The following is a 25426-nucleotide window of genomic DNA, read 5'->3' on the forward strand; positions in this document are numbered from 1 at the left end:
CTCGGCGGTCGTATGCGACAGCTGATCTGCGCAGCCTTGGCCGTGAGCGCGTTCGCCGCTGCCTGCTCGAGTTCGTCGGGGGAGGCCGAGTCTTCCGCTGCCGAAGAGCCGCGCCCGACGTCGTCGCTGGCTGTGAGCGAATCGGCGGACGGCGCAGCGGCCGCCGACTTCGCCGCGGACGACATGGCGCCCCCCGACACGACGCCGTCGGGTGCCGCGCCCGCCACGCCCACCACGACGACCGAGCCATTCTTCCCCCGCACCGAGGATGGGCGGCCGTTCCTCGAGCTGACGCTGCTGGAGAAGATCGACGAGTTCTTGGAGCTGCCCAACACGGCATTCGCCGCGAACATTGCCGGCGAGATGGGTTTGAACGGCGATCAGCGCTGGGTGCCGTGGGTCATGGACATCATGCGCACCGGCGGTTCTCGCAACGTCTCGGACACCTCGATGGGAGCGCTGGAACGGCTCACGGGCATCGAGAGTTCGGGCGACTACAACACCGACTACGTCAGGTACGGCTCGTGGTACCGCTCGCACGGCGTCGATCCGGGCGAGGGTTACGAGATCTTCAAGCGGACGCTGTACGCCTACCTCGACTTCCGCTTCGACGACATGCTCGCCGGGGTCACCGACCGGCTCACGCTCGGGGCAATCCAATTCGGCGGGGTGCGCCGCGGCGGGATACCGGAGCTGAACAATCCCGAACGGCTGACCCCAGCCGAAGCCGACTTCATGACCGATGACGAGCTGGTGCTGGGCTTCGTCATCGGCGGCGAGGCCGGCGCCTATCCGGTCCGGTTCCTTGCCCGGCACGAGCTTGCAAACGATGTCGTCGGCGGCGTGCCGGTGGCGCTCGGATACTGCACGCTGTGCCTGACAGCGCTCATGTTCGACCGGCGGCTGCCCGACGGCTCTGAGATCACGTTCCAGACGTCGGGCCTGCTGATGGACTCGAACAAGATCATGATCGACAACGAGACCGAGAGCCTGTGGAACCACCTCTCGGGCACGGCCTTCGCCGGGACGCTGACGGGCACCACGCTGGATCAATATCCGGTGGCCACGGTGCGCTGGGCGGACTGGTTGGCCGATCATCCCGACACGTTCACGCTCGACACGCCGCCCCCGACGTACTTCGCGGAGCTGCCTGAACGCCCGCCGATCGCCTACGACTACACACCGGGCGCGGCGTACCGCCCGTATTACTCCAGCGAGGAGCTGTGGTTCCCGACCTTTGAGACACCCGACGTGTTCGAACTGAAGGAGGAGGTGGTCACCGTCGACCGCAACGGGCACGCGTTGGCGCTGGGACTTGCCGAGCTGGAGGACATGGGCCCGTTCGTGTATGTGCTCGTCGGCGAGCCCCTGGTGATCGTGCCGAACCGGGGCGGGGCGAGGGTGTACAGCGCCCGAGGCTTGGACGAAGTGCCGACCGAAGCGTGGCGCCACGGCGCCTCGGTTGAGGTGGTGCCCGGGGGCGTGCTGCACGACGAGCTGCGCGTGAGCGGCGTGGACGGGCTCGGACCGGTCGACCTCGAGCTGGCCCGCATCGTGTCGTCGCAGTCGTTCTGGTTCGCTTGGTACGGGCTGCATCCAGACACCGAGATCTGGCCGCCTGTCGCGGACAACTAGCGTCGGGAACTGCGCTCAGAAAAGTCCTTGGCCGCCGCCCTGTCTGCCGGAAACTTGTTGCATCGCTCCACGTCCGCCTGACGCGCGGATTGGTCCAGTGCAGCCGATCTGCCCGCCCCTGCTGGGCCGACAAGCCCACGCTGGGCGGTGGGTATGCTGGCTCCTCGCATCTCAACCAGCCCCCATCGTCTAGCGGCCAAGGACACCACCCTCTCAAGGTGGCGGCACGGGTTCGAATCCCGTTGGGGGTGCTCGTGGCCGCTCGGCGCATCGGACCCTCATCACGGTGACACCCGAACACTTCGCTGAAGCGACCGGCCCAGCGTCTCAGATTGCTGCCGCGGACCTGTCGGTAGTGACCCGGCAAGGGCATCCCGACTTTTTGGATCTGCCGTGGGAGCATCCCCTCGAGGGCTGGAATCGCGTCACGGATCGCCTCGTCGCGCTCCGCAGGGGGCAGAGCCGACATGTCGTGCGCATGGTCCGCTATGACGAGCGGATCTACGCGTTGAAAGAGCTGCCGCATCGGCTCGCCACCCACGAATACCGGGTGCTGCGCCACCTCTCCGACGAACGGCTGCCTGCGGTGCGGCCGGTCGGCGTCGTCAGCGGCCGCACGGCTCGTGACGGCGCAGAGCTGGACTCTGTGCTGATCACTCGCTACCTGGACTTCTCGCTGCCATACCAGCACCTGTTTCACACCACCTCGGCCGCCATGCTGAGCGATCGGCTGCTGGATGCAGCGGTCGTGCTGCTGTCACGGCTGCATCTCGACGGCATCTTCTGGGGAGACATGTCGCTTGCCAACCTGCTGTTTCGTCGCGACGCAGGCGCGTTGATGGCGTATCTCGTCGATGCCGAGACGGCCGAGTGCCATCAGGAGTTGAGCGACGCCATGCGGGCCCACGATTTGGAGGCCGGCGCTGAGAACATCGTCGGAGGCTTGCTCGATGCCCAGAGCGGTGGCCTGCTCGACGACTCGATCGATCCGTATGAGACCGGGCAGGAGCTCATCGACAGATACCGGCGGCTGTGGGCGGAGCTCACTCACGAAGAGACCGTGTCGGCGGAGGAGCGCTGGCGCATCAACGCCCGCATCGAACGGCTCAACGAACTTGGCTTCGATGTCGAAGAACTCTCGATTGTGCGGTCTGCCGACGGGACCCGGTTGCGCATCCGCCCCGTCGTGGTGGAGGAAGGCCACGCGCACCTGCGCCTGCGGAGGCTCACCGGGCTGGAGGTGCAGGAAAACCAGGCCCGGACGCTGCTCAACGCGCTCGATGCGTACGGGCTGCTGCTGGAGCGCGAAGCCGGTGCGCCGCTGCCTGAGGCGGTCAAGGCCTACCGCTGGCTGTCGGAGCGCTACGAGCCCGTCATCGATGCCATTCCTGAGCACTACCGGGACCGTCTCGACAACGCGCAGTTGATCTACGAGTTCATCCAGCATCGTTACGAGCGCTCCACAGCGGCAGGCCGCCAAGTCCACAATGAGGAAGCGCTCGTCACCTTTGTCGCCGACGTGCTCGACAAGCTTCCCGCCGAGAGAATGCTGACCGCTCCCGATGAGTCCTGAGCCCGCTTCGAACCCTGAACTCGATTCGAACCGGGCGTCGGACTGGCACCGACACCTGCCGGCTGGCTGGAGTGCCGGCGATGTCGATCTGGGCGCGGGCGGCACGTTGCCCGGCGTGTGGCTGGACCGCTGGTCGTCGGACCCGCAGCGCCCTGTGGTGTGGGACGTGAGCGAGGGCTGGGTGACTGGCGCCCAACTGCTTGAACGCGCACAAGAGGTCGCGCGGCGCCTAGCGAGTGTGGGCATCGTCGCCGGCGACCGGGTGCTGATGAGCGGGCCGAGTTCGACGCGGCTCGTCGCTGCCCACGCTGCGCTGCTGGGAATCGGGGCGGTGGTCGTCCCGCTGAACGGCGCCTACCGCGCCGACGAAGTTCGCAATGTCGTGACGGACTGCCGTCCTGCGGCGGCACTGATCGAAGATGTCGGTAGTCCGGGCGAGTGGGAGCAGTGGATCACCTCAGCAGATCCGGCGGTGCTGACCGACCGCTTCGACGCCGCCGGACTCGGTGACATCGGTGACGAAGGCAGTGCCGCTGTCGATCTCGCCGCTGGCAATCTGTACCTCGCGGAGCAGGCCCGCCTGCGCTCGAGCACCGAGCCGGCGCTCATCGGCTACACGTCCGGCACGACTGGACGGCCCAAAGGAGCGGTGCTGAGTCATGCGAACCTGCTGGCGTCGGTGCGGGCGCTGGAATTGGCGTGGCGCTGGACCTCAGATGACGTGCTTGTGCTGGCGTTGCCGCTGTTCCACATGCATGGTCTCGGCGTCGGGCTGCACGGCACGCTCACCGTCGGTGCGCGGGCCGTGTTGCTGCCGACCTTCGACCCCGACGACGTCTTCGATGCGATCGCTGAGCATCGGGCAACGATGTTCTTCGGCGTTCCGACTATGTACTCGCGGCTGGTGGCCTCGCCGCGGGCCGCTGAGCTGTCGGCGCTGCGGCTGTGCGTGTCGGGTTCGGCGCCGATGCCTGCTGAGCTCCACGATGCCGTGCGGGAAGCCAGCGATCAGCACGTCATCGAGCGTTACGGCATGACCGAGACCGTCATGCTGGTGTCGAATCCCCATGACGAGCCGCGCCGCGCCGGCACGGTCGGTTTCCCGCTGCCGGGCGTAGAGGTGCGCCTCGATGCACTCGATGCCAGTGACGGCGAACCCGACCCGGTGGCCGGTGCTGGCGCGACAGAGATTCTGGTGCGGGGACCCAATGTGTTCTCGGGCTACTGGGAACGGCCTGGCGACAATGCAGCGTCCTTCGACGACGGCTGGTTTCGCACTGGCGACCTCGGCGTGTGGGACGACGGCTACCTGCGAATCGTGGGACGGGCCAAGGAGCTCATCATCTGCGGCGGCTTCAACGTGTATCCCCGCGAGGTCGAGGAAGCCATCGCCTCCCACCCTGAGGTCATCGAATGCGCCGTGGGGGGCGAACGCGATCCTGAGTGGGGTGAAGTCGTGGTCGCTTACGTCGTAGCCGACCGCGACTTCCGACGACGACGAGCTGAAGGACTACGTGGGCGAGCGGCTCGCCTACTACAAGCGCCCGCGCCGCACCTACCGCATCTCGGCGCTGCCCCGCAATGCGCTCGGCAAGTTGCTGCGGCACGAGCTCGCAGCACACGTCGGCCCCTGAGCTGACCGCGCCCCAGGCCGGCCTTTCTGACGACACAAGAAATTGCTGGCGGGCATCGGTGTCGCCCGCGGGTCGCACATCTGACACCCTTGTATGCGGCATGTTTCAGCTTCACGAGGTTCAGCGGGCAGTCCCGTTGCCAAGTCGATACGTGGCCCCCGGCTCGCTTGACGAGGCAGCGAATCTGCTGTCATCCCGTGGCGCCGCCGCGCGACTGATCGCCGGGGGCACCGATCTGATGCTGGAGCTGAGCCGCGGGGCGCGTTCGGGCGTGGAACTGCTCGTTGACATTTCCGGCGTGGCGGGCCTCGACCGGGTCTCGTACGAAGGCGGTCGGGTCACACTGGGCCCGCTAGTCACCCACGCGGATGTGATCGCTTCGGCGCCGATGCTCGCCGCAGGCTTGCCGCTGGCGCAGGCCTGCTTGGAGGTTGGGTCGCCGCCGCTGCGCAACCGTGCGACCGTGGTGGGCAACATCGTCACGGCGAGCCCTGCCAACGACACCATCTCCGCGCTTGTGGCACTCGGTGCCGAGGTCACCATGATGTCGCCGCGCGGTGAACGAACTGTTCGGATTGGCGAGTTCTTCACCGGATTCCGCCAAACCGTCCTTGAGCCTGATGAGATCGTCACCGCTATCGCCTTCGACGCGCTCGACGGACCGACGACCGGTGCCGCTGAGGTTCCTCGAGTCGATGACGGTTCGCAGGGGAGTCTCGGTACCGACCGCCGGCGAGGCATTTTCGTGAAGCTCGGCTTGCGCCGGGCGCAGGCCATCTCGGTTGTGCATGCGGCAGTGGTGGTGCACACCAACGGCGGGGCCGTCGCTGGCGATGGGATTGTCTCGGGTTTGATCGTGGCGCTCGGGAGCGTCGCTCCCACGATCATCACGGTGCCCCAAGCCGCCGAGCTGGCGATGGGCCGCGAGTTGACCGAGGCGATCGACGACATCGTCGATGCTGCGCGCCGCGCCGCGACGCCGATCGATGACATCCGCGGCAGTGCCGAGTATCGGTCGCATGCTGTCGGCGTCGTGGTGGAGCGCGCCGTTGCAGCGCTGGCTGGCGGCACCGAGGCTGAGCGGTGGCCCCATGAGCCGCCGCGACTGGTGCTGTCGGCGAACCCGGACCGCTCCCCGACGGCGCCGATGTCACTGGCGAAAGCCGACGATGTCGTCACGGCAACGGTGAACGGCTCAGTGCGCGGTGCAGCAGGCGCAGCGGGCAAGACTCTCATGGACTGGCTGCGCGACGACCTGGGGCTCACTGGCACCAAGGAGGGATGCGCAGAGGGCGAGTGCGGCGCCTGCACGGTGCACCTCGACGGGGCAGTTGTGTTCTCGTGCCTGGTGCCAGCGGGACGTGCGGAGGGTGCCACGATCACGACCGTGGAGGGAGTTGCCTCGCCAGCAGGTGAGCTGCATCCGTTCCAGCAGGCCATGGTGGACACCGGCGGGGCACAATGCGGGTTCTGCACGCCCGGGTTCGTCATGAGCGCTGCGGCACTGCTCAACGAGATCCCCGAGCCCACGTCCTCCCAGATCGCCGCCGGGCTGTCGGGCAACCTCTGCCGCTGCACCGGCTATTGCACGATCATCGAGGCGGTGAGAGCCGCATCCGTTGATGCAGTGGCGGTGAGAACCGCCTCGGTTGACACACAGCCAGTGAGAAGCGCCTCGGTCGACTCACAGGCGGTAGAGGCCGCCGCGGTTGATGCAGGGGCTGTCCCTCAGGCGCCTGGCTCGGGGGGCTTGTCGTGAGGGAGGGCGCCGCTCCTGGAACGCCCGGCGCGGCCATCGAGCTCGAGATGGCGCCGCCGACCGCCGGCGGCCTGGGAGAGTCGCCGCCGCGTGCCGATGGTCCCGCCAAGGTCTCCGGCCTCGCCGGCTATCCCGCCGACCGTGTTCCCGCAGATGCGCTGTGGGCTTTCGCGGTGTTCACCGACCAGCCCCACGCTCGCCTGCGCCGTCTCGATCTCGGCGGCGCCGAGCGCTCGCCTGGCGTCGTCGCTGTGCTCGGATCGGCCGATGTGCCATGCAACGAGTACGGGCTGACCAAGTTCGACCAGCCGGTCTTCGTCGGGCTCGACCACACCGGCCGCAGCCAAGTGCCCTGCGATGTGTCCCGCTGGGAGGCCGACCATCTGGCGCTCATCGTGGCCGAGAGCCTCAGCGAAGCGCGTACTGCTGCGGCCGTCATCGACGTCGATTGGGAACCGCTGCCCATCGTGGCCGATCTGGATGCGGCGCTCGCGCCCGACGCGCCCCTCGTGCACCCCTATGACGGCATCGGCTCGAATCTGTACGAGTCGATGCGTACCCTCAAGGGCGACCTCGACGCAGGCTTCGCTGCCGCGAGCGCAGTGGTGGAGGCCACTTACGAGGTGCCCTACCAGGAGCACGCGTACCTCCAGCCCGAAGCGGGCACGTCGTGGGTCGATGCCGAGGGCATCGTGAACGTCGAGATCGCCGGCCAGTGGGTACACGAAGACCGCGAGCAGATAGCCCACGCCCTCGACCTGGCTGAAGAACGCATCCGGGTGCGCTATCCCGCCATTGGGGGTGCGTTCGGCGGGCGCGAGGACACCTCGATGCAGATCGTCTTGGCGCTGGCTGCCACGCGGCTGGCCGAGCAGGGCATACACCGCCCGGTAGCCATGCAGTGGTCGCGCGAGGAATCCATCGTCGGGCACCACAAGCGACACCGCGGACGCATCTGGGCTCGCTGGGGTGCTAACCGCGACGGCAAGATCACCGCCGCGCAGGCCGAAGCCTGGCTGGATGCCGGTGCCTACAACTACACCTCCAACAAGGTGATGGGAAACCTGCACCTCGGCCTCGGCGGGCCCTACGAGCTGCCCAATGCCGCCATCGACACCCATGTCGTGTACACCAACGCCACGCCCGGCGGCGCATTTCGGGGCTTCGGCGCGCCGCAGGCAGCCTTCGCCGTGGAGTGCCAGGTGAACAAGCTGGCCGAAGCGCTGGGCATGGACCCCATCGACATCCGCCGCGTCAACACGTTGCGGGAGGGATCGCTGAGCATCGCCCACACCCCGATGCCCGCCGGCGTGACGATGCCCGAGGTCATCGAGGCGTGTGCCAGCGCCGCCGCCCAATCGTTGGCCGCGCCGGCGGAGGTTGGTGCTGGCTGCGCCGACGTCGACGGCGATGACGCCAGCTCAGCGCCCTGCGCCGCGAGACCTGATGGCCCCGCGGCCGATGAACCAGCGCTGTTCAGCCCGTTCGGATCGCTGCCGCCCAAACCCTCGTCGCTGCGACGCGGCAGCGGCTTCGCCTGTGCTTTCAAGAACGTCGGCTTCTCGTTCGGGTTCCCCGAGCGTTGCGAAGCCACGATCGTGCTGCACGGCGAGCCCAGCGACGACATACCGACATCGGTCGAGCTGGCCCACGCCGGCGCCGATGTAGGTCAAGGTGCGCACACCGCATTCCTGCAGATGGCCGCCGAGGCGACCGGCGTCGATCCGGCCAGAGTGGTGGGCCGCTTCAGCGACACCGGTACATCGGGCGACTCGGGCTCGGCGTCGGCATCGCGGCTCACCTGGATGGCAGGCAATTCGATCCTGGGCGCCGCGGAGGAAGCCGAGAAGGCGTGGCGCGAGGGCGATCGACCGGCGACCGGGCACTTCCGGTTCACGCCCCCGCCGACCACCGAGCTCGACCCCGAGACCGGCGAGGGAACCCCGAACTTCACCTATGGGTACGTCGCACAGCACATCGAGCTGACCGTTGACATTGACACCGGTCATATCCGCATCGACCGTGTCATCAGCGCGAACGATGTCGGCCGGGCCATCAACCCCCGCTTCGTCGTGGGCCAGATCGAGGGCGCAGTGGCACAGGCGCACGGCCATGTGCTCAGCGAGCACCTGCGCAGCCGGGAGGGTCGTCTGCTGAACCCCCGCTTCAGCACGTACCTGATCCCCGGCATCGGCGACATCCCGGTCACCACGCAGAGCGTCGTGCTCGAACTGGCCGACCCGCTTGGCCCATTCGGCGCCCGCGGCATGGCCGAGATGGGCGTGATCCCCTACGCACCCGCAGTCGCAGCGGCGCTGGCGGATGCAACGGGCGTGTGGATGGACGACTTCCCGCTGACCCCCGAGCGGGTGTGGACGGCACTTCGGGGCGCCGGCGTCACGCGATAGCCCCCGCCGCGGGACCGCTCGGCAGTCTGCGCTGTAACTCCCCGAGCCGGCCCTCGGGGCAGCTCTACACTCCCGAATGTGGCCTCGCGATCACGTCCGGACGCCACCGAGCGCGTGATGGAACTGATGATGTACCTGCTCGCGCGTGATGTGCCCAAGACCCGCGAGCAGATCTGGCGCGACACCGGGTTGTATGCGCCTGAGGGAACCACCGACCGGCGCCTGTTGCAGAGTTCCCGCGCTTCATTCGAGCGAGACAAAGCACTGATCCGCAATCTCGGCGTGCGCATCACCGAGACGATGGAGCACGACGGCGCCACGTCCTACACGATCCGGCGCCAGGACTATTTCCTGCCCGACTTGCAGTTGACACCCGACGAGCAGGTGGCGCTTCGTTTCGCTGCGGCCGCGGTGGACATCGGCGAGACGTGGGACCTCGAGGCCGTTGCCAAGCTCACGAGCGAGACCGCCGCCGAGCCCCTCGGAGATGTCGATCAGCCCGAGGCTGCTTTGGCGTTGGAGACCGCAGATGCTGCGGAGCAGTCGGCAAGCGCTCTGCTGCCTGCACTGGCGGTCGCTGCGGCTGAGCGAGCGACGGTCCGGTTCGCTTACGGCGGGCGCGCGCGTGATGTGCAGCCGCTCGCACTGCTGTGCCGGGCCGGCTACTGGTACCTCGCAGCAATGGAGGACGACACCGCCAAGACGTTCAGGGTGGATCGCATGGAGGGCGACGTGCGGGTGGGCGAGCGGGGCGCCTTCGGAAGGGCCGATGTCGATGTGGCAGGCCTGTTGCCGTCCGAGCCGATGGAGATCGACTTCGGCGACGACCTCATGGCTCGGGTTCGCATCGACGCCACCATGGCTTCCCAGCCCACGGCTGAGCGCGGCACGGTGATCGAGCGGCACGACGACGGCTCGGTGACCGTCGAGGCGCGGGTCCGCAACCGCGCGGCGTTTCGCACGTGGCTGCTGGACATGGGCCGTCACGCCGTCGTGGAATCCCCGCCCGAGCTCGTGGCCGACATCACCTCGTGGCTGACGGCGTTGGCCGGCGAAACCGAGGCGGTGCAGCGGTGAGAGGCCCCAGCACCACGGCGAAGATCGAGCAGCTGCTTGCGATCGTTCCGTGGGTTGTCGAGCGCGGCGGTGCGAAAGTCGCGGACATCGCCGAGCGATTCGGGATGCCACCCGAGGCGGTATACGAACTGCTGCACGCGGCCATGTGCTACGAGGTCGTGGGAGCGGGCGCGTATCAGAACCTCGGCTTCGTCGTCTTCGGAGACAGCGACAGCGACGCGGGCGATGCCTGGGTGCATGTCGAGCCGGGCGCGATGCTGGACCGCCCTCTCGACCTGTCGGCGCGCCAGGCGTTCGGGATTTTGGTGGCGGGCCAGTCCGCGCTCGCACTGCGTGGCGCCGACCGGTCCGGTGCGCTGGCGACTGCGCTCGACAAGCTGGGTCGGGCCTACGGCGAGCGCATCCGTGTGTCGGTCGACCTGCCGCTGCCGCGCAGCCTGCCCACCTTGCAGGCGGCACGCGACGCCCGCACGACGGTGCGGATTCACTACTACACGCCGAGCACTGACGAGGTGTCCGTACGCCGGGTGGACCCGTTGGAGGTCTCGCTTCATGACGGCCACTGGTACCTGCGGGGATGGTGTCATCTGCGGGCGGACATGCGCTCGTTTCGGGTCGACCGCATCGAGGAATGCATCGATACCGGAGAACCCCATGACAGCGCCGCCCGTGCGCGGGAAATGAGGAGTGTGACACCCGCTGAGTTCGATGAGACCACCGATGTCGTGCTGTCGATTCCCCGATCGGACCTGTGGCGCATCGAGGCCTTTGCGTCGCGTGACGTGGTGCCCGACGGGGATCGCTGCGTCGCGACCTATGCGCTCAGCAGCCCGTGGGTTCTCAGCCAGATGCTGCTGCGCCTCGGTGCCGACACTCGCATCGTCAACGCAGCAGAGCTGCCGCCCGAGCTGGCCGAAGCCGGCAAGTCGACCGCCGCCGCAATCCTGGAGCTGTACGAGAACTAGAGGACCCGCCCACAGGCGAGCTTTCCCGTGGTCGCACCGGTTGTCTCCCGCTCTCGTTCACTGCGCTCGCAGGCCGCTTGGGGCCGGGGCTCAGCCTCTGAGCGGCACCCGATGCTCAGTGAACGAGGTCAGTCGATGAGGTCGACGACCAGGCCGTAGTGGTCCGAGGGCACCACGCCGTCGACAGGTTCGGCGCCGATCATCTCGATGGACGCGATATTGCCGTGCGGGCGCGGCCGGGGCGTGGCGACGAACACGTAGTCGATGCGCCGGTTCGGCCACATGGCTTGGGACAGGTAGGGGTTCTGGCCGTTCCATGTGCAGCCCGGGCCGTCGCCGGCCTGCGCCCAGGCATCGCTCCAGACCAGTTCGGGAACGGGAGGCGGCCGCTCGCCGGTGAGCAGCCGGATCTCGTCCGAGGTCGGCACGGCGTTGAAGTCGCCGGCCATGACCACGGGAAATCCCTCGGGGTCGTGATGCGGTGCTGCCAGCTCGCACAGCGTGGCTACCTGCCCCTGGCGGATCTCGCTGAGGTGGAAGCGGTGCTCGAGGTGAGTGCAGATGATGGTCAGGTCGCCGCCGGGGCGAGCCACCTGGGCCACCACGGCCGTCCGGTGGGCGGCCTGGTCGCCCACCGCGAGCGAGTGCGAGCTTGATGCGTTGATCGGCGCGCTGGCGAGGATCGCGTTGCTGAACGACAGTCCCCGCTGCCCGAATCTCGGATGGTGAGCGACGTTCATGCCCAGCGCCTCGCCGAGCAGGTCGGCCTGGTTGGCGCCATCGCGCTCTGCCCAAATCTCCTGGCAGCACACGATGTCGGGTTCGAGTTCGGCGAGCGTGGTGGTGATCGCCTGATGGCGAGCCTCCCAGTTGTCGCCGAAGCGCCACCACAGGTTCCAGGTCACGATGCGCACGGCGTCACCGTAATTCGGCAATGGCAACCTGCGGCGGGGGAGACGGTCACCGGCACGATCGACTGGGAGCGGCGCCTGCAGCTCATGCGCACCCACACCGCACTGCACATCCTGTGCGGCGTCATCTGGAACGAGTGGGGCGTGCTGGTGACCGGCGGCAACATGGAACCGCTGGCAGTCCGCATGGTTCTCCACGACGCCTAGCTGACGGTTGACCGCGCCACGTATGCACGGCGAGGCGACAGCGGATCGCCGAGTTGAGTATTGGCAGAGCTAACAACCGAAAGTCACAACCGATTGGTATATTGCATGGTATGCCTGAGTCGACTACCATCAAGGTCTCGGTGCGAACTCGCGATGCCTTGCGTCAACTTGCCGATCGCGAGGGGCTGACGTTCGACGCGCAGATCGAGAAGCTGATCCGGCGGGAGCGCCGCCGCGTCATCGGGGCCCAGCTCGCAAGCGCACCGCTCGATCCCGACGACGAAGCCGTGCTCGATGCTTCCGCGAGCGATGTCGCCGATGCAAGCGGGTGACGTCGTCCGCTGTGACTTCGGAACGCCTGCGAGAGGTGAACCGGGGTTCATACGGCCAGCCGTCGTGGTCACGGCCGACGAGGTGCTGGAGTTCCGGCAGCGCGCGATCGTGGTCGTTCCGTTGACCACGACCAACCGAGGGTGGCTGAGCGAGGTTGACGTCGCCGGCTTCGGAGTCGCCCAGGCACACCTGCCCACCACCCTCAGCGTCGACCGCGTCGTCGAGGAGACCGGCACGAACATCGGACCCGTCGTGCTGCGACAGATCCGCGAACTCATTGCCGACCTGATCGGACTCTGACAGACCCTGTCCACGACGCCTGAGCCAGGCTGCCTCGACGGCGTGCTCTTGGCAGGCGCGCGTTCGTTCGATATCGCTGGAGTTGAGCGGTACCCTGTGGGAAATGACTCTCCGGGAGCCATTGGGCGGAACGCGTACCGTCACGCCGACCGCTCGCCGAACGGCCACGTCGAGATTCGGCGCCTCCCGGCGGGAAGGCCACGACGCGTCGGCGTTCTATGAACGCTTCACCCCGCCGGTCTTGTCTGACGACGACACGGTGGCCCGCGGTCCCGAGTTCGACGGGGAGCTGGCCGAACGTCTCGGCGACGGCTGTCTCTGCGGCGATGCTCGCCAGATGTCTGCCTTGCCCGATGCTTGCGTGGCGCTGGTGGTCACCTCACCGCCGTACTTCGTGGGCAAGTCCTACGAGGACGCTCTTGCTGCAGACTCCGACAGCCGCATCCCGACCAGCTACTTCGACTATCTCGACATGTTGCGTGACGTGTTCGCCGAATGCGTGCGGGTGCTCGAGCCGGGCGGCCGCATCGCCGTCAACGTGGCGAACCTGGGCCGCAAGCCCTACCGCAGTCTGTCGGGCGACGTGGCCAAGATCTTCGAGGAACTCGGCTTGCTGCTGCGTGGCGAGATCGTGTGGCAAAAGAGCAAGGGTTCGAGCGGGTCGTGCGCATGGGGGTCGTTCCGCAGCCCGTCCAACCCGACCCTGCGCGACACCACCGAGCGGATCGTGATCGCCAGCAAGGGCAGATTCGACCGGGCCCGCTCGGCATCTCAGCGCGAGGCAGAGGGACTGCCGTTCCGCACCAGCCTGTCGACAGATGAATTCATGGAAGCCACGCTCGACGTGTGGGACATGGGTCCTGAGAGCGCGCAGCGGGTGCGGCACCCCGCCCCGTTCCCGCTCGAGCTGCCCCGTCGCCTGATCGACCTGTACACCTACGAGGACGACCTGGTGCTCGACCCATTCATGGGCTCGGGCACCACATTGGTCGCGAGCGTGCTGTGCGGCCGGCGCCCGGCGGGCTACGACCTCGATCCCGACTACGTGGAGCTGGCCCGCTCACGGGTCGCCCGGGCGCACGGCTCGTGGCGGCAGCGCCAGCGTCCCGTCATGCAGCCGCCACTATTCGACCGTTCCGCAGCAATTGCGGCGTCCGCGGATGCAGAGCCGACGCCGGGGATCTCGGCCGCCGCCGTGTTGCCGTCGATGCCGGTGCGTGCAGGTGGCCTGTTCTCCGAAGTCGAGAGCGCTGATGTCCCGGGGGACACCGGTTTCGTTGCAGCGGACGGGCCGCCGGCCATCGACGACTCGATCACGGCGGATGCATTCGCCCAACAGGCCGTCGAGTCAGGTCGCAAAGCGCATGACATCGCCGCCGAACTGCTCGAGCGTTGCGGTTTCGAGATATTTCGTAGCCCTGCGAAATTGCGCGGCACGGGTGTCCAGTTCAGCTTCTTGGTGGTGGACCGTGCCGGTGAGCAGTGGTGGGCGGACGTCGCCGGTGCGTTCACGACTGTGCGCCCGGGTCTGCTTCGCACAGACACGCTGTGGAAGGCACTGGGGCGGGCGTCGGTACTCGCCGCCGCTCAGCCCGACGCCCGGCTGTTGCTGCTGACGCCGCATCTGCCCCGTCGGGGCGCCGAGGGCCATCGCGCACTGCACACGCTTGGACCGTCTGCCGTCTTCGATGTCATCGAGTTGTTCGATGGTGCTGCTGCTGCGCGGCTCGCGCGCTATTCCGATGGGGCAGCTATTCCGCTGGCGGGCTGCTGGGACGACACCGAGATCGAAGCGGTCTTGTAGGCCGCGTCGCAAGCGTGCCTTGCCGACTCTGGCGACAGCGTGACGCCGACGAGGTGGCGCGCTGGTCCAGCCCATCGGCTGCAACGCTGACGGGGTGCTGAATGGGTCGGCTCTCGGATGGCCGACGAATGCGAAGTCGTAGGCCAGCGGCTTGCCGTGCCAGCCGAGACCCCTTTCCGACCAGACGCCTAGAGGCTGTCGATGCGCTTGAACAGCTCGGCGCAGGCGAGGCCCGCCTGCAGGCCGCTGGCGGCTGCCACGGCGTCTACCCAGTCGGCGAATCGCTGCACTTGGGCTGGGTCGTCGGGGTCGGTGATGTCGTGGGTGGCCACGAATTGGCTGCGATGGCACAGCAGCGCGACGGTCTTGGCGGCCGTCCAGCCCTCGGCGTTCTCGGCGTGATCGGGCTCATCGGCCTCGAACAGCAGCAACTCGTCGGGCCGGTGCGGCGGCAGGCCCTGTTCGGGAAAGAAGAACGGATCGCGTGCGGCGACGACGCCTTCGACGGCCAGCAGCCCGGCGTGGCGATGATCGGGATGCAGGCGGTAGCGCTTCCATGGATCGTGGCCCAGCACGACAGCGGGCTGCAGCTCGCGGATGACCTGTGCAATCTGCGCACGGGTTGCAAGATCGCTGTCGAGCTCGCCGTCGACATGGCCGCCGAAGCGCACCTGCCCTGTGGCACCGAGCGCGGCTGCTGCGGCGCGCTGCTCGACCTGGCGGGTCTGCACCAGGGCGGCCTGGTCGCACTCAGGGTCCCACGTGCCCTTGGAACCGTCGGTGCAGACGAAGTGATGCACGACCGTCCCCGCAGCCGCCCACTTCGCGAGCGTCGCCCCGCAGTCGAACTCGGCGTCGTCGGGATGTGCGGCGATGACGAGTGCGGAGGCCGGAACCCGCAGGTCCACGGAGAATCCCGATCCAGCGAAGTCAGCTTGAGGAGGCATCGGAGGGCCTGGGCAGGTCGAGGCCGGCGGCGTCAAAGTCGTCGGGCGTGTCGACATCGAACTCAAGTGCGCGCACCCGCCGCACTCGCAGATCGAGGCCGCGGCGAAGTGCCTCCTCGCAGTGGGCCGCGAACGAGCCCGCTCCGTAGTGGAACTCGAAACCGGTCCCCAGCGGGAGCGCCATCACATTGGTGCCGTCGAGGTGGCGGTCGGGGACGATCGTGACGGTGCCCGCTTCGGCGAGGCCGCCGAGCGTCTCGGCGTGGGGCAGGTCGGCGTGAGCGATCAGAACGTGGCCGGGACCTGTGCCGTCAGCGCCGAGGTTGTTCGCTTCGAGCGCTGCGACGGCGGCGGTGACGGCGGGATTCAGACCTTTGGCCTCGATCCACAGCACCTCTGCTCCCGCCGAACGGGCCCAGTCGGCCACTTCGTCGTTGTCGCAGACGACCCGGACAGCCAACGAGCCTGCAGCCTCGACGACCTGGGCCGCCATCGTGCGGGCCAGCTCATGGCGCTGGCTCTCGCTCAGGCGATCCGCGAGCCGGCCCTTCGCAAGTCGAAAGCCCTTCACGGGTATGAGCACGGTCGGCGTGACGCCGGTAGCGGTCACCCGCGGCGAGTGTATGGGGATGCTTCGGGCTGTGGTGCAGTCGGGGACCCACGGGGTTGGGCCCGAGCCGCGTCTGCCGAGGATCGGAGCCAGCGGTTTGCTAGGACAAGGCGGTGCTGAGTGAACCCCCAGCGGGATGGGTGCGTGCGTGGTGGGCCGAGCGCCAGCTCGATCCGGGCTCGGCTGCCCATGCGCCTGGGCCCAGCGAAGTCCGCTACTGGAGCGGCTCCGAGCACGTCACCGACGGTGTGCTGTCCAACACCCTCGGCCGATCATGGACAACCATCGGGCTTCCCGAAACGCTCGACCGTGCCCGAGTCGATCCCCGCGGGCTCGTGGTGTGGTCGCGATGGTCGCTCGACTGGTGGGTGCGTGCTGGCGAGGATTGGGTTTTCCCGTCACGGGCGGCCTCGGTGCGGCAGCGCCTGGTGGACGGAATGCCGGTGGTCGAGACGATCATGCGCGTCGGCGGCGGCGACGTTGTGCACCGGGTGGCGGCGGCCCGGGGTGCCTCGGTACAGATCGATGACACGGAACGCCATGTCCGACAGCGACGAGGCAAACGGCCCTCCGGCGACGGCGCGAGTGCCGTTCCTGAGGTGTTCGTGGTGGAGATCGCCAATCGCACCCGGGCGCCTGTGGCGGTTGCGCTCGCCGCGCGGCCGTACCACCTGGGCGCATTTGGGCATGCGGAAGGCGGGATGTGGGGATGGTCGGACGCGTGGGGCATCGGCGAGATCTCCGTCGATGGCCGGGTGATGACGATCGACGACGGTCTGAGCCGTGCGGTGGGCCGCGCAGCGGTGATCTTCGATCGCGTCCCGGGCGACGTCGTGGTCGGCAGTCACGGGACTGACTGCGCGGCGACGCTTGCCGAGTCTGGCGGTCAGGTCTCCACCGGCCAGCCAAGTGCGACTCCGGTCAGTATCGGGGGAGGCGCGCCTTCCGCCGATCCGGCGTATGCGCCGCGAATCGAGCGCGACCCGGCCTCGGTGATGTGCCCGCAGCGGTTGGCCAACACCGCATCGGTCTTCCCGCTGGTCGCCGGCGCGACGCTGCGCGCCGCCGTCGTCGGGCGAGGCTCGGCTATCGCATGGGACGATGTCGGCAGCTCCGCGCTCGGAGGCGCTGTGCTCGATGCGGTACCCGGCGTGGAGCGGGTGGCCAATGGCTGGCGCCAGCGGGTCGAGGCGGGCTGCCGACTTGAGCTGCCCGGCGGTCGGCTGGCGGAGGCTGCGCTGGGCGCACGCGCGGCGCAGTTGCTGTCGACGGCTCCGTTCGATGACGGCCCCGGCATAGACGGACCGATGCTTGCGTCGGCGTTGGACGCCGATGGGCAACTGCCCGGCGACGACCTCGTGCAGCTGCTGGCGCTTGTCGAGTCGGGCTTGCCCGCACAGGTCCGGGATCTGCTGTTGCGGCAGGCCCAAGCGCAGGATTCGTCAGGCGAGTCCTCCAGCATGGGCGCTTCGGTGACGGGCACGTCTCTCGTGCTCGCCGAGCATCTGCTGTCTTTGCATCCTGACCCGGAATATGCGGAGGCCATCGGGGAGTTTGCGGCATCGGGCGCCCGATGGCTGCTGACGCGTCGCGCTGACCAGCGAGAACAGTCATGGACGATTCGGGAGGGCTTGCGAGCCGGCCACCGGCTGTTGCTTCGGCTGGGAGCGACGCGTGCGGCGGATGCTCTATGGCGTGAGGCGATGTCGCTGCCCGAGGCGTTGCGCATCGACGTGAAAGGCACCCCCGAGTCCCCGCCGAGTTACCGCGACGCCCTGGGGCGCGTGCCGTGGGAGACGTCGTGGGATGAGGCGCCGGCGGCCCCGAGCCAACGTTGGGAATGGCTCTCGCAGGACACCGGGCTGTGGATCCATGCCGCCGTGCCGTGGGCGCCGCCGTTGCCGTTCGTAGGGTCCGAGCCAGCTGATGGCACACCGACCGACTTCGTAGCCGACACTGCTGCGTCGTGCGGTCATGACATCGTGGCCACAGCGCTGCTCGCCTTCGCTGAGGCGCGACCCGCGCCGCGGCGTGCCTTCGAGCGACTTGAGGCTCTGGTCTCGGTGGCATCGCCGACGTTGAGCTGGCCGACGTTCATGCATCCCGATCTGCACACGGGCACAAACGGGACAGGACATGACCTCGTGGTGGGCGGGACATTCGTGCGGGCGCTGCTGCGACTGCTGGTCGATGCACCCGACCGCGGCGTGGCGAGCAGCGGGCGGGCCGAGTTGCGACTCGCCGCGCACTGGCCGGCGGCGTGGCTGGGTCAGCCGGTTGAGGTGCACGATGTTCCGACCCGGATCGGCCCTGTGTCGTGGGCGGTCCGCTGGCACGGCGAGCGGCCGGCGCTGCTGTGGGACGTGGTGCCGCACGACGCCCGCGGCGAAGCGCCGACGGTCACTGCGCCCGGACTGGACCCTGCGTTCAGCGCGACGCAGTGGCGGGGCGAAACGCTGCTCGCGCCGATGCCGTCCCCGGCGGGATAGCGGCGCCCCAGCAGCGACTGATCGCAGCAGGGGTCTAGAGGGGCGCGGGTCGAGAGCGGCAGGGCTCCAGAAATTGAGCGCAGGCCCAGAGCGGCACAGGGCCGCCAACTAGCTTCGAAGCCATGACGGCGCGGCCGAGCCTGACCTTCGAGCGGCAGTGCTGGGAGGCCGGCGAAGCGACGGTCGTCGGCGTCGACGAAGTGGGCCGTGGCGCCTGGGCAGGACCTCTGACGGTCGGCGCAGTCGTGGTCTCGCCGCACGGTCGCGTCAACGGCATCCGCGACTCGAAAGAGCTCCGGCCTTCGGTGCGCGAAGAACTCTTCGACCGCATCGACGGCTGGGCCCGGGCGTGGTCGGTGGGGCACGCCACACCAGTCGAGTGCGACCAACTGGGAATGACCGATGCGTTGCGGCTGACGACCCGACGGGCCCTCGGCGTACTTGGGGTCGACCCCGACCGGGTCCTGCTCGACGGAAAGTTCAACTTCGTGGACTGGCGTCCCAGCGAAGCGATCGTCGGAGGCGACCGGCGCTGCCTGTCGATCGCGGCGGCGTCGATCATGGCCAAAGTCGTCCGTGACCGGATCATGACGGTTCTGGCGGCCGACTTCCCGCCATACCGGTTTGAGTCCAACAAGGGCTACCCGGCTCCGGTCCACCGCGCAGCGCTCGCCACGCATGGCCCCTGCGCCCTCCACCGGTTGAGCTGGTCGTTCGCCGACGCTCTGCCCAACGCCGAGCCCGTGCCGCGTGCAGCGCACTGCGACACCCCCACGGCGCTAGCGACCTACGCCAGCGCCGTCGCAGGACCCGAAACGGCCCTGTTTTGAGCCACTGGCTAGAGCAACGGTGAAACACGCCGACGGCCCGCTCGCTGCCAATATCTTCACTGTGTGGAACGGCTGCTCGCCGCTCGGCTGCGCCGAGGCTGCTAGAAGGAGGCAGCCTCAGGGAGGGACCCTCGATGAGTGAGAGTGACGACCCCAACGCGGAGCAGCGCGAGTTCTGGCGCAACGCCGACATCTGGGTGCAGCAGCAAGAGCGACTCGACGCACAGCTGACTCATATCGGCGCAGCGGCGATGGATGCTGTCGGGGGTCTGCTGGCCGGTGCGAACGTGCTCGACATTGGCTGCGGTTGCGGTCAGACCTCCCTGCAGTGGTCTGAACGCGTCACAGGCTCGGTGCTCGGCCTCGACATCAGCGAGACGTTGGTTGAGGTAGCTCGGCAGCGGGCGGCTGCACATGCCGCCCGGCGCCCGGCGGCCGCACCCGTCGCATTCGAGGTGGCTGACGCCCAAACGGCGGACGTCGCCGCCATCGCTTCTGGCGGAAACGGCGCCTTCGACGGCTTTGATCTGGTCTACTCCCGGTTCGGCGTGATGTTCTTCGCGGACCCGGTGGCGGCGTTCGCCAACCTGCGGGCGGCAACTCGGCCCCGCGGCCGGCTCGCCTTCGCCTGCTGGCAGACGCCACGACAGAATCCGTGGCTGGTCACGGTCAACCGGGCGGTGCTGGAGATTGTGGAGATGCCCAGTGGGGGGCCGTCGGTGGATCCGTTCGCATTCGCCGATCCCGACTTCGTGCGAGGCGTGCTCGGCGATGCGGGGTGGTCGAATGTCTCGCTGGAATCCCACGAGACCGAAGTTCTCTTCAGTACCGGACCGCTGGAGGAGACGGTCGAGTTCGCGATGGATCTCGGCATTGCACGCCGGGCGTTGCAGGGCCATCCCGCGCAGGCGCACGCCCAAGTACGCAAGGCCGTGACCGCAGCCCTCGCCCCATTTGAGACAGCCCGCGGAGTGGTGTTCCCCGCCGCGGCCTGGATCGTCACCGCCAGCAATTGAGTCGCGAGCGCAGCAGGCGCACGGCTTGGCAAACTCGTGGGCGGTGATCGACGAGCCGAGCTGGACGATGGGGATCGAGGAGGAGTATCTCCTCGTCGACCGTGACAGCGGTGCGTTGGTAGCCGCACAGCCGCCTGGCCTCATCGAGCGGGTCGCCGAGCTGCGTCACGGGCTCGTGAGCCCCGAGCTCTTCAGCGCGCAGATCGAGATCGGCACTGATGTGTGCCGCGACGTGCAGCACCTGCGCGCCGATGTCGGCCTGCTGCGACTGGCGGTCACCGAGGCCGCGGCAGAACACGGGCTTGCACCGATCGCCGCGTCCACCCATCCGTTCGCCAGGCCGCACGAGCTCGACATCACCGACAAGGAGCGCTACAGGGTCCTCGCCGACGATCTCCAAGAGATCACCCGCCAGCTCGTCATCTCGGGGATGCATGTCCATGTGGGCATCGAAGACCCTGAGCTGCGGATCGACCTGATGAACCAGGTGACCTATTTCCTGCCGCACCTGCTGGCCCTGTCCACCTCATCACCGTTCTGGCAGGGTCGCGACACGGGGCTGGCCAGCTACCGGTCGGCGGTGTACAAGACGCTGCCGCGCACCGGCCTGCCCCCGAAGTTCGATTCCTGGGCGCAGTTCCGGCGTCATGTCGATGTGCTCGTGAACGCCGGGATCATCGAGGACTCGTCGAAGATCTGGTGGGACATCCGGCCCTCGGAGCGCTATCCGACCCTGGAGATGCGGGTCACCGACCTGCCGACCCGCATGGAGGACGCGATCGCCATCGCTGCTGCGTATGTCTGCGTGCTGCGGATGCTGTGGCGGCTGCGAGACGGGAATCAGCGGTGGCGCAGCTATGCCAACTTCCTGATCGGCGAGAACTTGTGGCGTGCGGAGCGCTACGGCATCGGCGGCTCGCTGATCGACTTGGGCAAGGGCACGCTGGTGCCCAACGAGCATCTGGTCGACGAACTCATCGAGCTGGTGAGTTCCGATGCGGAGGCGCTCGACTGCGTTGATGAGATCGGTCACCTGCGCACCATCTGTGAGCGAGGTACCTCAGCGAGCCACCAGCTCGCCGTCTACCAAGCGGCGCTCGACGCCGGCGCGGACATCGACGAGGCCCTAGCCGAAGTAGTGCAACACCTCATCGAGCACACCCTGGCCCCGCCCGACGCGGCAGGCCATAGCGATCGCGACGATGCGCACCGCCGCAAGATCGCCGACCAGTTGACTGCCGAGGCCCAGGATCTGGGGCTCTACGACTGACAGGGCGATCAGACAGTGGCCTTCGGCCGCGACCTGCGACGCGTGGCTCGGTTGCGGAGCTACGCCGCCCGTAGCGGCGCGGCGAAGAATGTGGCAGCCGACGGCGAGATCGTACGATGGCTGCCGGTGTGAGGTGGCGGTCTTGAGTGCGGGGACGCTGTGAACGAGTACATGGCGCCCGAGCAGCTGGCCCGGCGAGATATCGACGAGCAGCTTGAAGCTTGCGGCTGGGTGGTGCACGACTACACGAGCGCAGCGGTGGCTGCGGCTCAGGGTGTTGCCGTTCGTGAGGTGCCGACTGCGCTTGGCCCTGCTGACTATGTGCTGTACGTAGACGGCCAGGCGGTGGGTGTCATCGAGGCGAAGAAGGCCGGCATGACGCTGACTGGGGTTGAGCCGCAGACGCGTAAGTATCAGGCTGCCTATCCGGAGGCTCTGCCTGCTGTCGAGATCCATGGGGCGCTGCCGTTCGGCTACGAGTCGACCGGTGCCGAGACGCGGTTCACGAGCGGGCTGGACCCTGTGCCTGCGAGTCGTCGGGTGTTCACGTTCCACCGTCCCGAAACGCTGGCGCGTTGGCTGGCGGATCATGCCGAGGGGGAGGGTCGCGAACCGGGCCTGCGTGCGGGTGTGATGCTCCTGCCTGGGCTCGACGCTGACGCTGGGCGCCTGTGGCCCGCTCAGGCAGAGGCGATCGGGAATCTTGAGCAGTCGTTTCAGAACAATCGGCCCCGGGCGCTGATCCAGATGGCTACCGGTTCGGGCAAGACGTTCACTGCTGCCAATGTCTGTTATCGCCTGCTGCGGTTCGCGGGCGCCCAGCGGATCCTCTTCCTCGTCGACCGGGCGAATCTCGGTCGCCAGGCGCTGCGAGAGTTCCAGGGGTTCGCCACGCCCGACGACGGGCGCAAGTTCACTGAGCTGTACAACGTCCGCCATCTCACGTCGTCACGGCTCGACATGGCAAACGAGGCAGCCACAAAGGTCCACATCTGCACGATCCAGAGATTGCATTCGATCCTGCGAGGCGACGACGAGTTCGACGAATCCCTCGACGAGAAGAGCGGCTTCGAGACCGCTCCGCCCGAGCCGGTCGAGGTCGCCTACAGCCCGGCGGTGCCGATCGAGTCCTACGACCTGATCATCATCGACGAGTGCCATCGCTCCATCTATGGCGTGTGGCGTCAGGTGCTCGAGTATTTCGACGCCTTCCTCGTGGGCTTGACCGCGACCCCTGGGATGCAAACGTTCGGGTTCTTCGACCAGAACCTCGTCATGGAGTACGGACACGCCCAGGCGGTGGCCGACCGCGTGAATGTCGATTTTGACGTGTTCCGCATCCGCACCGAGATCACTGAGTCCGGCGGCATCGTCCCGGCTGAGTTCGTGACCAAGTTCCGCGACCGCGACACACGCGAGCATCGTTTGGAGAAGATCGACGAGGACATCGCCTACGACGCGAACCAGCTCGACAGACGGGTGGTGACGCCCGATCAGATCCGCACGGTCGTGCGCACCTTGCGCAATTCGCTGCCCGAGATGTTCGCCGATCGTGAGCGCCGCGACGACGGCCTGTTGCAGCACATCCCCAAGACGCTGATCTTCGCCAAGGAGACTGCTGATTTATTCGCTTTTGGCACCTGCGGCAAGTCTCTGACCTGCGGTTTTGCTCGCGCCAAATGGACGATTCGGGAATTGCTCAGCAGTCGCCGAGCCGTCAACGTGCTCCGAACGCGCTTAGGCGGGTTCGAACTGCTCGAACCAGGAGTTGTCGATCTCGATGTCCTCGATCGGGCGGATGCGCGTGGAAACGCCGAGCCTGTATTCCTTGAGCAGGTCGCAGAGGTCTTCGCCGTCGATGAGCTGGACCGGCGGCGCGCCGTCTCGGCTCGCTTCGTCACGAGCGCCGCGGGTGAAGGTGCCCGTCGTCACCAGGAGGCCTTTCTCGCCGCGGCCGGCCATTGCTCCACGGAAGTCGCGGACGGCACTGGACGAGACCGAACCACTGTACCGCTTGCACTGGAAGTAGATCGGGAACGACACGAGCGACAGGCGGTAGACGCCAACCCCGTCAAGTCCGCCGTCGCCGCTTTGCCCGAGGACCTCGACCTCGCGGAACCCAGCTTCACGCAGCAGCCGTTGGGTCAATCGCTCGAACGCAGCGGGCGTCATCTCGAGCAGCCGTTTCAGCAAGGTCGACTGCCAATGGGCATCTGGGTCGGTCTCGTCGGTGAAGTCGAGTTCGTTGTTGTCATCCACACCTGACTGGACGCGGAGTTTCCGCTCCGCCGCGCGGGCAGCGAGTTCGGCCCGAACGGTCCGTAGTCGCTCGTCAATCTCGGATGGCGACTCAATTCGTCGTCCGGCATCGGTGATCGCCCAGACGCCGCGGCTGGAATTGTCGACTGCTCCGATCTTCTTCAGGTAGCTCAACGCCCATCCGATCCGATCGGCTGCGACCGACGCTCCCGTGGTCTCGTAGCGGGCCTCGAGTTGCTCGTCGGTGAGTCCTTCGCTATCGGCCACCGCAGATATGACTTCGTCTCTTCGCGCCGAGCCTCCAAGCCCCGTCAGCGCTTCGAGGGTCGGAAGCATGAACTCGTCGTATCGCGGCAGGCCCGATTGGCTCATGGCGTGAAGCTACCGCTGCGAGCCGGACTGCTCCCAGGGCAACCGGGCTTCCTTGCTCGATCCTCAGCTGCTCGCCTGGCGGGCGCGGCAGTGCTGATGGCTGTTCCGCATCGACTTCTGTGGCTGCGTGTCGCGAACCTGCACGACCGCATCGTGACAGGGCAATCCGAGTGCGTCCGCGAGCCGAGCGGCGATACCAGCAGCCTCGGGCCTCGAGCCACATCACGCAACATCTTGGTAGCGATGAAATAAACGGCGCTCTTGCCCCAGCCAATCCGTTACACCAACAGGACTCGGCCCCTTTCGTCGACCAATCGGCGGATCACGCCAAGCTGGTCATTGCGAACGTCGGCAGCCGGATCACCCGTCAGCTTGCGCAGCAAGCCGAGCGCATCTTCAGATTCCGGGACGGGGCCCATCAGTACGCGATGTGGAGGGCGTAGCGGAGTGCCTGATCGAGTTGTGCCCGTTTGAGGGCACCGAGTCGGCCGACTGGTTCAGGGTCGAGGCGCGCAATCTGCACGGTCACGATGTTGTCGCAGCTGATGACGCACATCGCTGGCAGTCCCTCATCGACGCCGATCTCGACCTCCGAGCGGATGCCGCGCATCGTGCGGGTGATGGGAGCGCAAGTGATTGCTGTCAGCACCGAAGCCGCCGCGTCCCTCGTCAGCACGCACAGGGGTCGTCGCCCGCCGGGCTCCCCGAGATCACCCCAATAGATCTCGTTGCGCGTTACCACGGCGGCGCTGTCTCGGCCGCCAATCGTGCTGCCGCCTCGACGAATGCCGGATCCTGCGGCTGGCGGCGATATGCAGCAGCGAGCTCGGCATCGGCCGCGGCCAGATCGGTGGCTTCGATCACAGCTCGCGCACCGCGACGAAGCAACGCGGACCTGTTCGTTCCCTCAGCGGCTGCGATCGCCGCAAGTCGTTCAATGAGTTCGTCGTCGAGCTGAACCAGTACTTCACGCCGAGCCATAGGCATATGCTAAATCATATGGTGATGGAGGCGACCCAGATCTTCG

General features: G+C 67.5%; 20 protein-coding genes, 1 tRNA gene and 1 pseudogene. 16 read left to right on the forward strand and 6 right to left on the reverse strand.

All coding sequences use genetic code 11. The features are described 5' to 3' along the window. Positions 1 to 12 precede the first annotated feature (12 nt). From ACOOF5_RS10410 to ACOOF5_RS10445, 8 genes are all read left to right on the forward strand, one after another. Positions 13 to 1635 (forward strand): DUF3179 domain-containing (seleno)protein, encoded by a 1623-nt coding sequence (locus tag ACOOF5_RS10410; protein ID WP_420438848.1) that lies wholly within the window; start codon positions 13 to 15, stop codon positions 1633 to 1635. A 178-nt stretch (positions 1636 to 1813) separates the two neighbouring features. Beyond that, positions 1814 to 1886 (forward strand) — tRNA-Glu (locus ACOOF5_RS10415). 35 nt (positions 1887 to 1921) lie between these two features. Further along, entirely contained in the window at positions 1922 to 3208 is a 1287-nt protein-coding gene (locus ACOOF5_RS10420; RefSeq protein WP_420438850.1) for a DUF4032 domain-containing protein, read from the forward strand. Beyond that, positions 3198 to 4847, forward strand: a complete 1650-nt coding sequence (locus ACOOF5_RS10425; protein WP_420438852.1) for a class I adenylate-forming enzyme family protein — start codon at positions 3198 to 3200, stop codon at positions 4845 to 4847. The genes ACOOF5_RS10420 and ACOOF5_RS10425 overlap by 11 nt, the downstream gene beginning before the upstream one ends. 95 nt (positions 4848 to 4942) lie before the next feature. Continuing rightward, positions 4943 to 6601, forward strand: coding sequence for an FAD binding domain-containing protein (locus ACOOF5_RS10430; RefSeq protein ID WP_420438854.1), 1659 nt, complete (start codon positions 4943 to 4945; stop codon positions 6599 to 6601). Then, a complete protein-coding gene (locus ACOOF5_RS10435; protein ID WP_420438856.1) occupies positions 6598 to 9009 on the forward strand; it encodes a xanthine dehydrogenase family protein molybdopterin-binding subunit in 2412 nt (803 codons plus the stop codon). Before ACOOF5_RS10430 ends, ACOOF5_RS10435 begins: the two co-directional genes overlap by 4 nt. Before the next feature lie 78 nt (positions 9010 to 9087). Then, complete coding sequence (locus ACOOF5_RS10440; RefSeq protein WP_420438858.1) at positions 9088 to 10086, forward strand: helix-turn-helix transcriptional regulator; 999 nt, start codon at positions 9088 to 9090, stop codon at positions 10084 to 10086. Further along, positions 10083 to 11051 carry a helix-turn-helix transcriptional regulator gene (locus tag ACOOF5_RS10445; RefSeq protein WP_420438860.1) on the forward strand — a complete coding sequence of 323 codons (969 nt, stop codon included), beginning with the start codon at positions 10083 to 10085 and terminating at the stop codon, positions 11049 to 11051. The genes ACOOF5_RS10440 and ACOOF5_RS10445 overlap by 4 nt, the downstream gene beginning before the upstream one ends. A gap of 128 nt (positions 11052 to 11179) precedes the next feature. Here ACOOF5_RS10445 and ACOOF5_RS10450 read toward each other — a convergent pair whose 3' ends face one another. Continuing rightward, on the reverse strand, positions 11180 to 11965 hold the full coding sequence (locus tag ACOOF5_RS10450) for an endonuclease/exonuclease/phosphatase family protein (RefSeq protein ID WP_420438862.1): 786 nt from the start codon (positions 11963 to 11965) through the stop codon (positions 11180 to 11182). 314 nt (positions 11966 to 12279) lie between these two features. Here ACOOF5_RS10450 and ACOOF5_RS10455 point away from each other — a divergent pair, with 314 nt between their 5' ends. From ACOOF5_RS10455 to ACOOF5_RS10465, 3 genes are all read left to right on the forward strand, one after another. After that, positions 12280 to 12501 (forward strand): toxin-antitoxin system protein, encoded by a 222-nt coding sequence (locus tag ACOOF5_RS10455; RefSeq protein ID WP_420438864.1) that lies wholly within the window; start codon positions 12280 to 12282, stop codon positions 12499 to 12501. After that, the gene (locus ACOOF5_RS10460; protein WP_420438866.1) at positions 12488 to 12802 is read left to right on the forward strand and encodes a type II toxin-antitoxin system PemK/MazF family toxin; all 315 of its coding nucleotides are present in this window, start codon (positions 12488 to 12490) and stop codon (positions 12800 to 12802) included. Before ACOOF5_RS10455 ends, ACOOF5_RS10460 begins: the two co-directional genes overlap by 14 nt. Positions 12803 to 12905: 103 nt before the next feature. Beyond that, positions 12906 to 14606 (forward strand): DNA-methyltransferase, encoded by a 1701-nt coding sequence (locus tag ACOOF5_RS10465; RefSeq protein WP_420438868.1) that lies wholly within the window; start codon positions 12906 to 12908, stop codon positions 14604 to 14606. Positions 14607 to 14794: 188 nt separating this feature from the next. Here ACOOF5_RS10465 and ACOOF5_RS10470 read toward each other — a convergent pair whose 3' ends face one another. Together ACOOF5_RS10470 and cofC are read right to left on the reverse strand one after the other, a co-directional pair. Next, complete coding sequence (locus ACOOF5_RS10470; protein WP_420438870.1) at positions 14795 to 15514, reverse strand: PIG-L deacetylase family protein; 720 nt, start codon at positions 15512 to 15514, stop codon at positions 14795 to 14797. 22 nt (positions 15515 to 15536) lie between these two features. Next, a complete protein-coding gene (cofC, locus tag ACOOF5_RS10475; RefSeq protein WP_420438872.1) occupies positions 15537 to 16163 on the reverse strand; it encodes a 2-phospho-L-lactate guanylyltransferase in 627 nt (208 codons plus the stop codon). Between the two features lie 113 nt (positions 16164 to 16276). On the opposite strand from cofC, the gene ACOOF5_RS10480 reads away from it, so the two are divergent. The 5 genes and pseudogenes from ACOOF5_RS10480 to ACOOF5_RS10500 all read left to right on the forward strand — a co-directional run. Then, entirely contained in the window at positions 16277 to 18652 is a 2376-nt protein-coding gene (locus ACOOF5_RS10480; protein ID WP_420438874.1) for a hypothetical protein, read from the forward strand. Between the two features lie 122 nt (positions 18653 to 18774). Next, positions 18775 to 19482 carry a ribonuclease HII gene (locus tag ACOOF5_RS10485; protein WP_420438876.1) on the forward strand — a complete coding sequence of 236 codons (708 nt, stop codon included), beginning with the start codon at positions 18775 to 18777 and terminating at the stop codon, positions 19480 to 19482. 134 nt (positions 19483 to 19616) lie between these two features. Further along, positions 19617 to 20498, forward strand: coding sequence for a class I SAM-dependent methyltransferase (locus tag ACOOF5_RS10490; protein ID WP_420438878.1), 882 nt, complete (start codon positions 19617 to 19619; stop codon positions 20496 to 20498). Between the two features lie 46 nt (positions 20499 to 20544). Continuing rightward, positions 20545 to 21768: a carboxylate-amine ligase gene (locus ACOOF5_RS10495; protein ID WP_420440949.1), complete on the forward strand. Its 1224-nt coding sequence runs from the start codon at positions 20545 to 20547 to the stop codon at positions 21766 to 21768. Between the two features lie 633 nt (positions 21769 to 22401). Next, positions 22402 to 23085, forward strand: a pseudogene (locus ACOOF5_RS10500) (DEAD/DEAH box helicase family protein); the annotation flags it as partial. A gap of 420 nt (positions 23086 to 23505) precedes the next feature. On the opposite strand, the gene ACOOF5_RS10505 reads toward ACOOF5_RS10500, so the two are convergent. The 3 genes from ACOOF5_RS10505 to ACOOF5_RS10515 form a co-directional block, all read right to left on the reverse strand. Continuing rightward, positions 23506 to 24399: a restriction endonuclease gene (locus ACOOF5_RS10505; RefSeq protein WP_420440951.1), complete on the reverse strand. Its 894-nt coding sequence runs from the start codon at positions 24397 to 24399 to the stop codon at positions 23506 to 23508. Positions 24400 to 24817: 418 nt separating this feature from the next. Next, positions 24818 to 25141, reverse strand: coding sequence for a type II toxin-antitoxin system PemK/MazF family toxin (locus tag ACOOF5_RS10510; protein ID WP_420438880.1), 324 nt, complete (start codon positions 25139 to 25141; stop codon positions 24818 to 24820). Next, the gene (locus ACOOF5_RS10515; RefSeq protein ID WP_420438882.1) at positions 25135 to 25380 is read right to left on the reverse strand and encodes a ribbon-helix-helix protein, CopG family; all 246 of its coding nucleotides are present in this window, start codon (positions 25378 to 25380) and stop codon (positions 25135 to 25137) included. Before ACOOF5_RS10515 ends, ACOOF5_RS10510 begins: the two co-directional genes overlap by 7 nt. Between the last annotated feature and the right edge of the window lie 46 nt (positions 25381 to 25426).

It is taken from the genome of Candidatus Poriferisodalis sp. (genome assembly GCF_965214215.1).
Lineage (GTDB): Bacteria > Actinomycetota > Acidimicrobiia > Acidimicrobiales > Poriferisodalaceae > Poriferisodalis.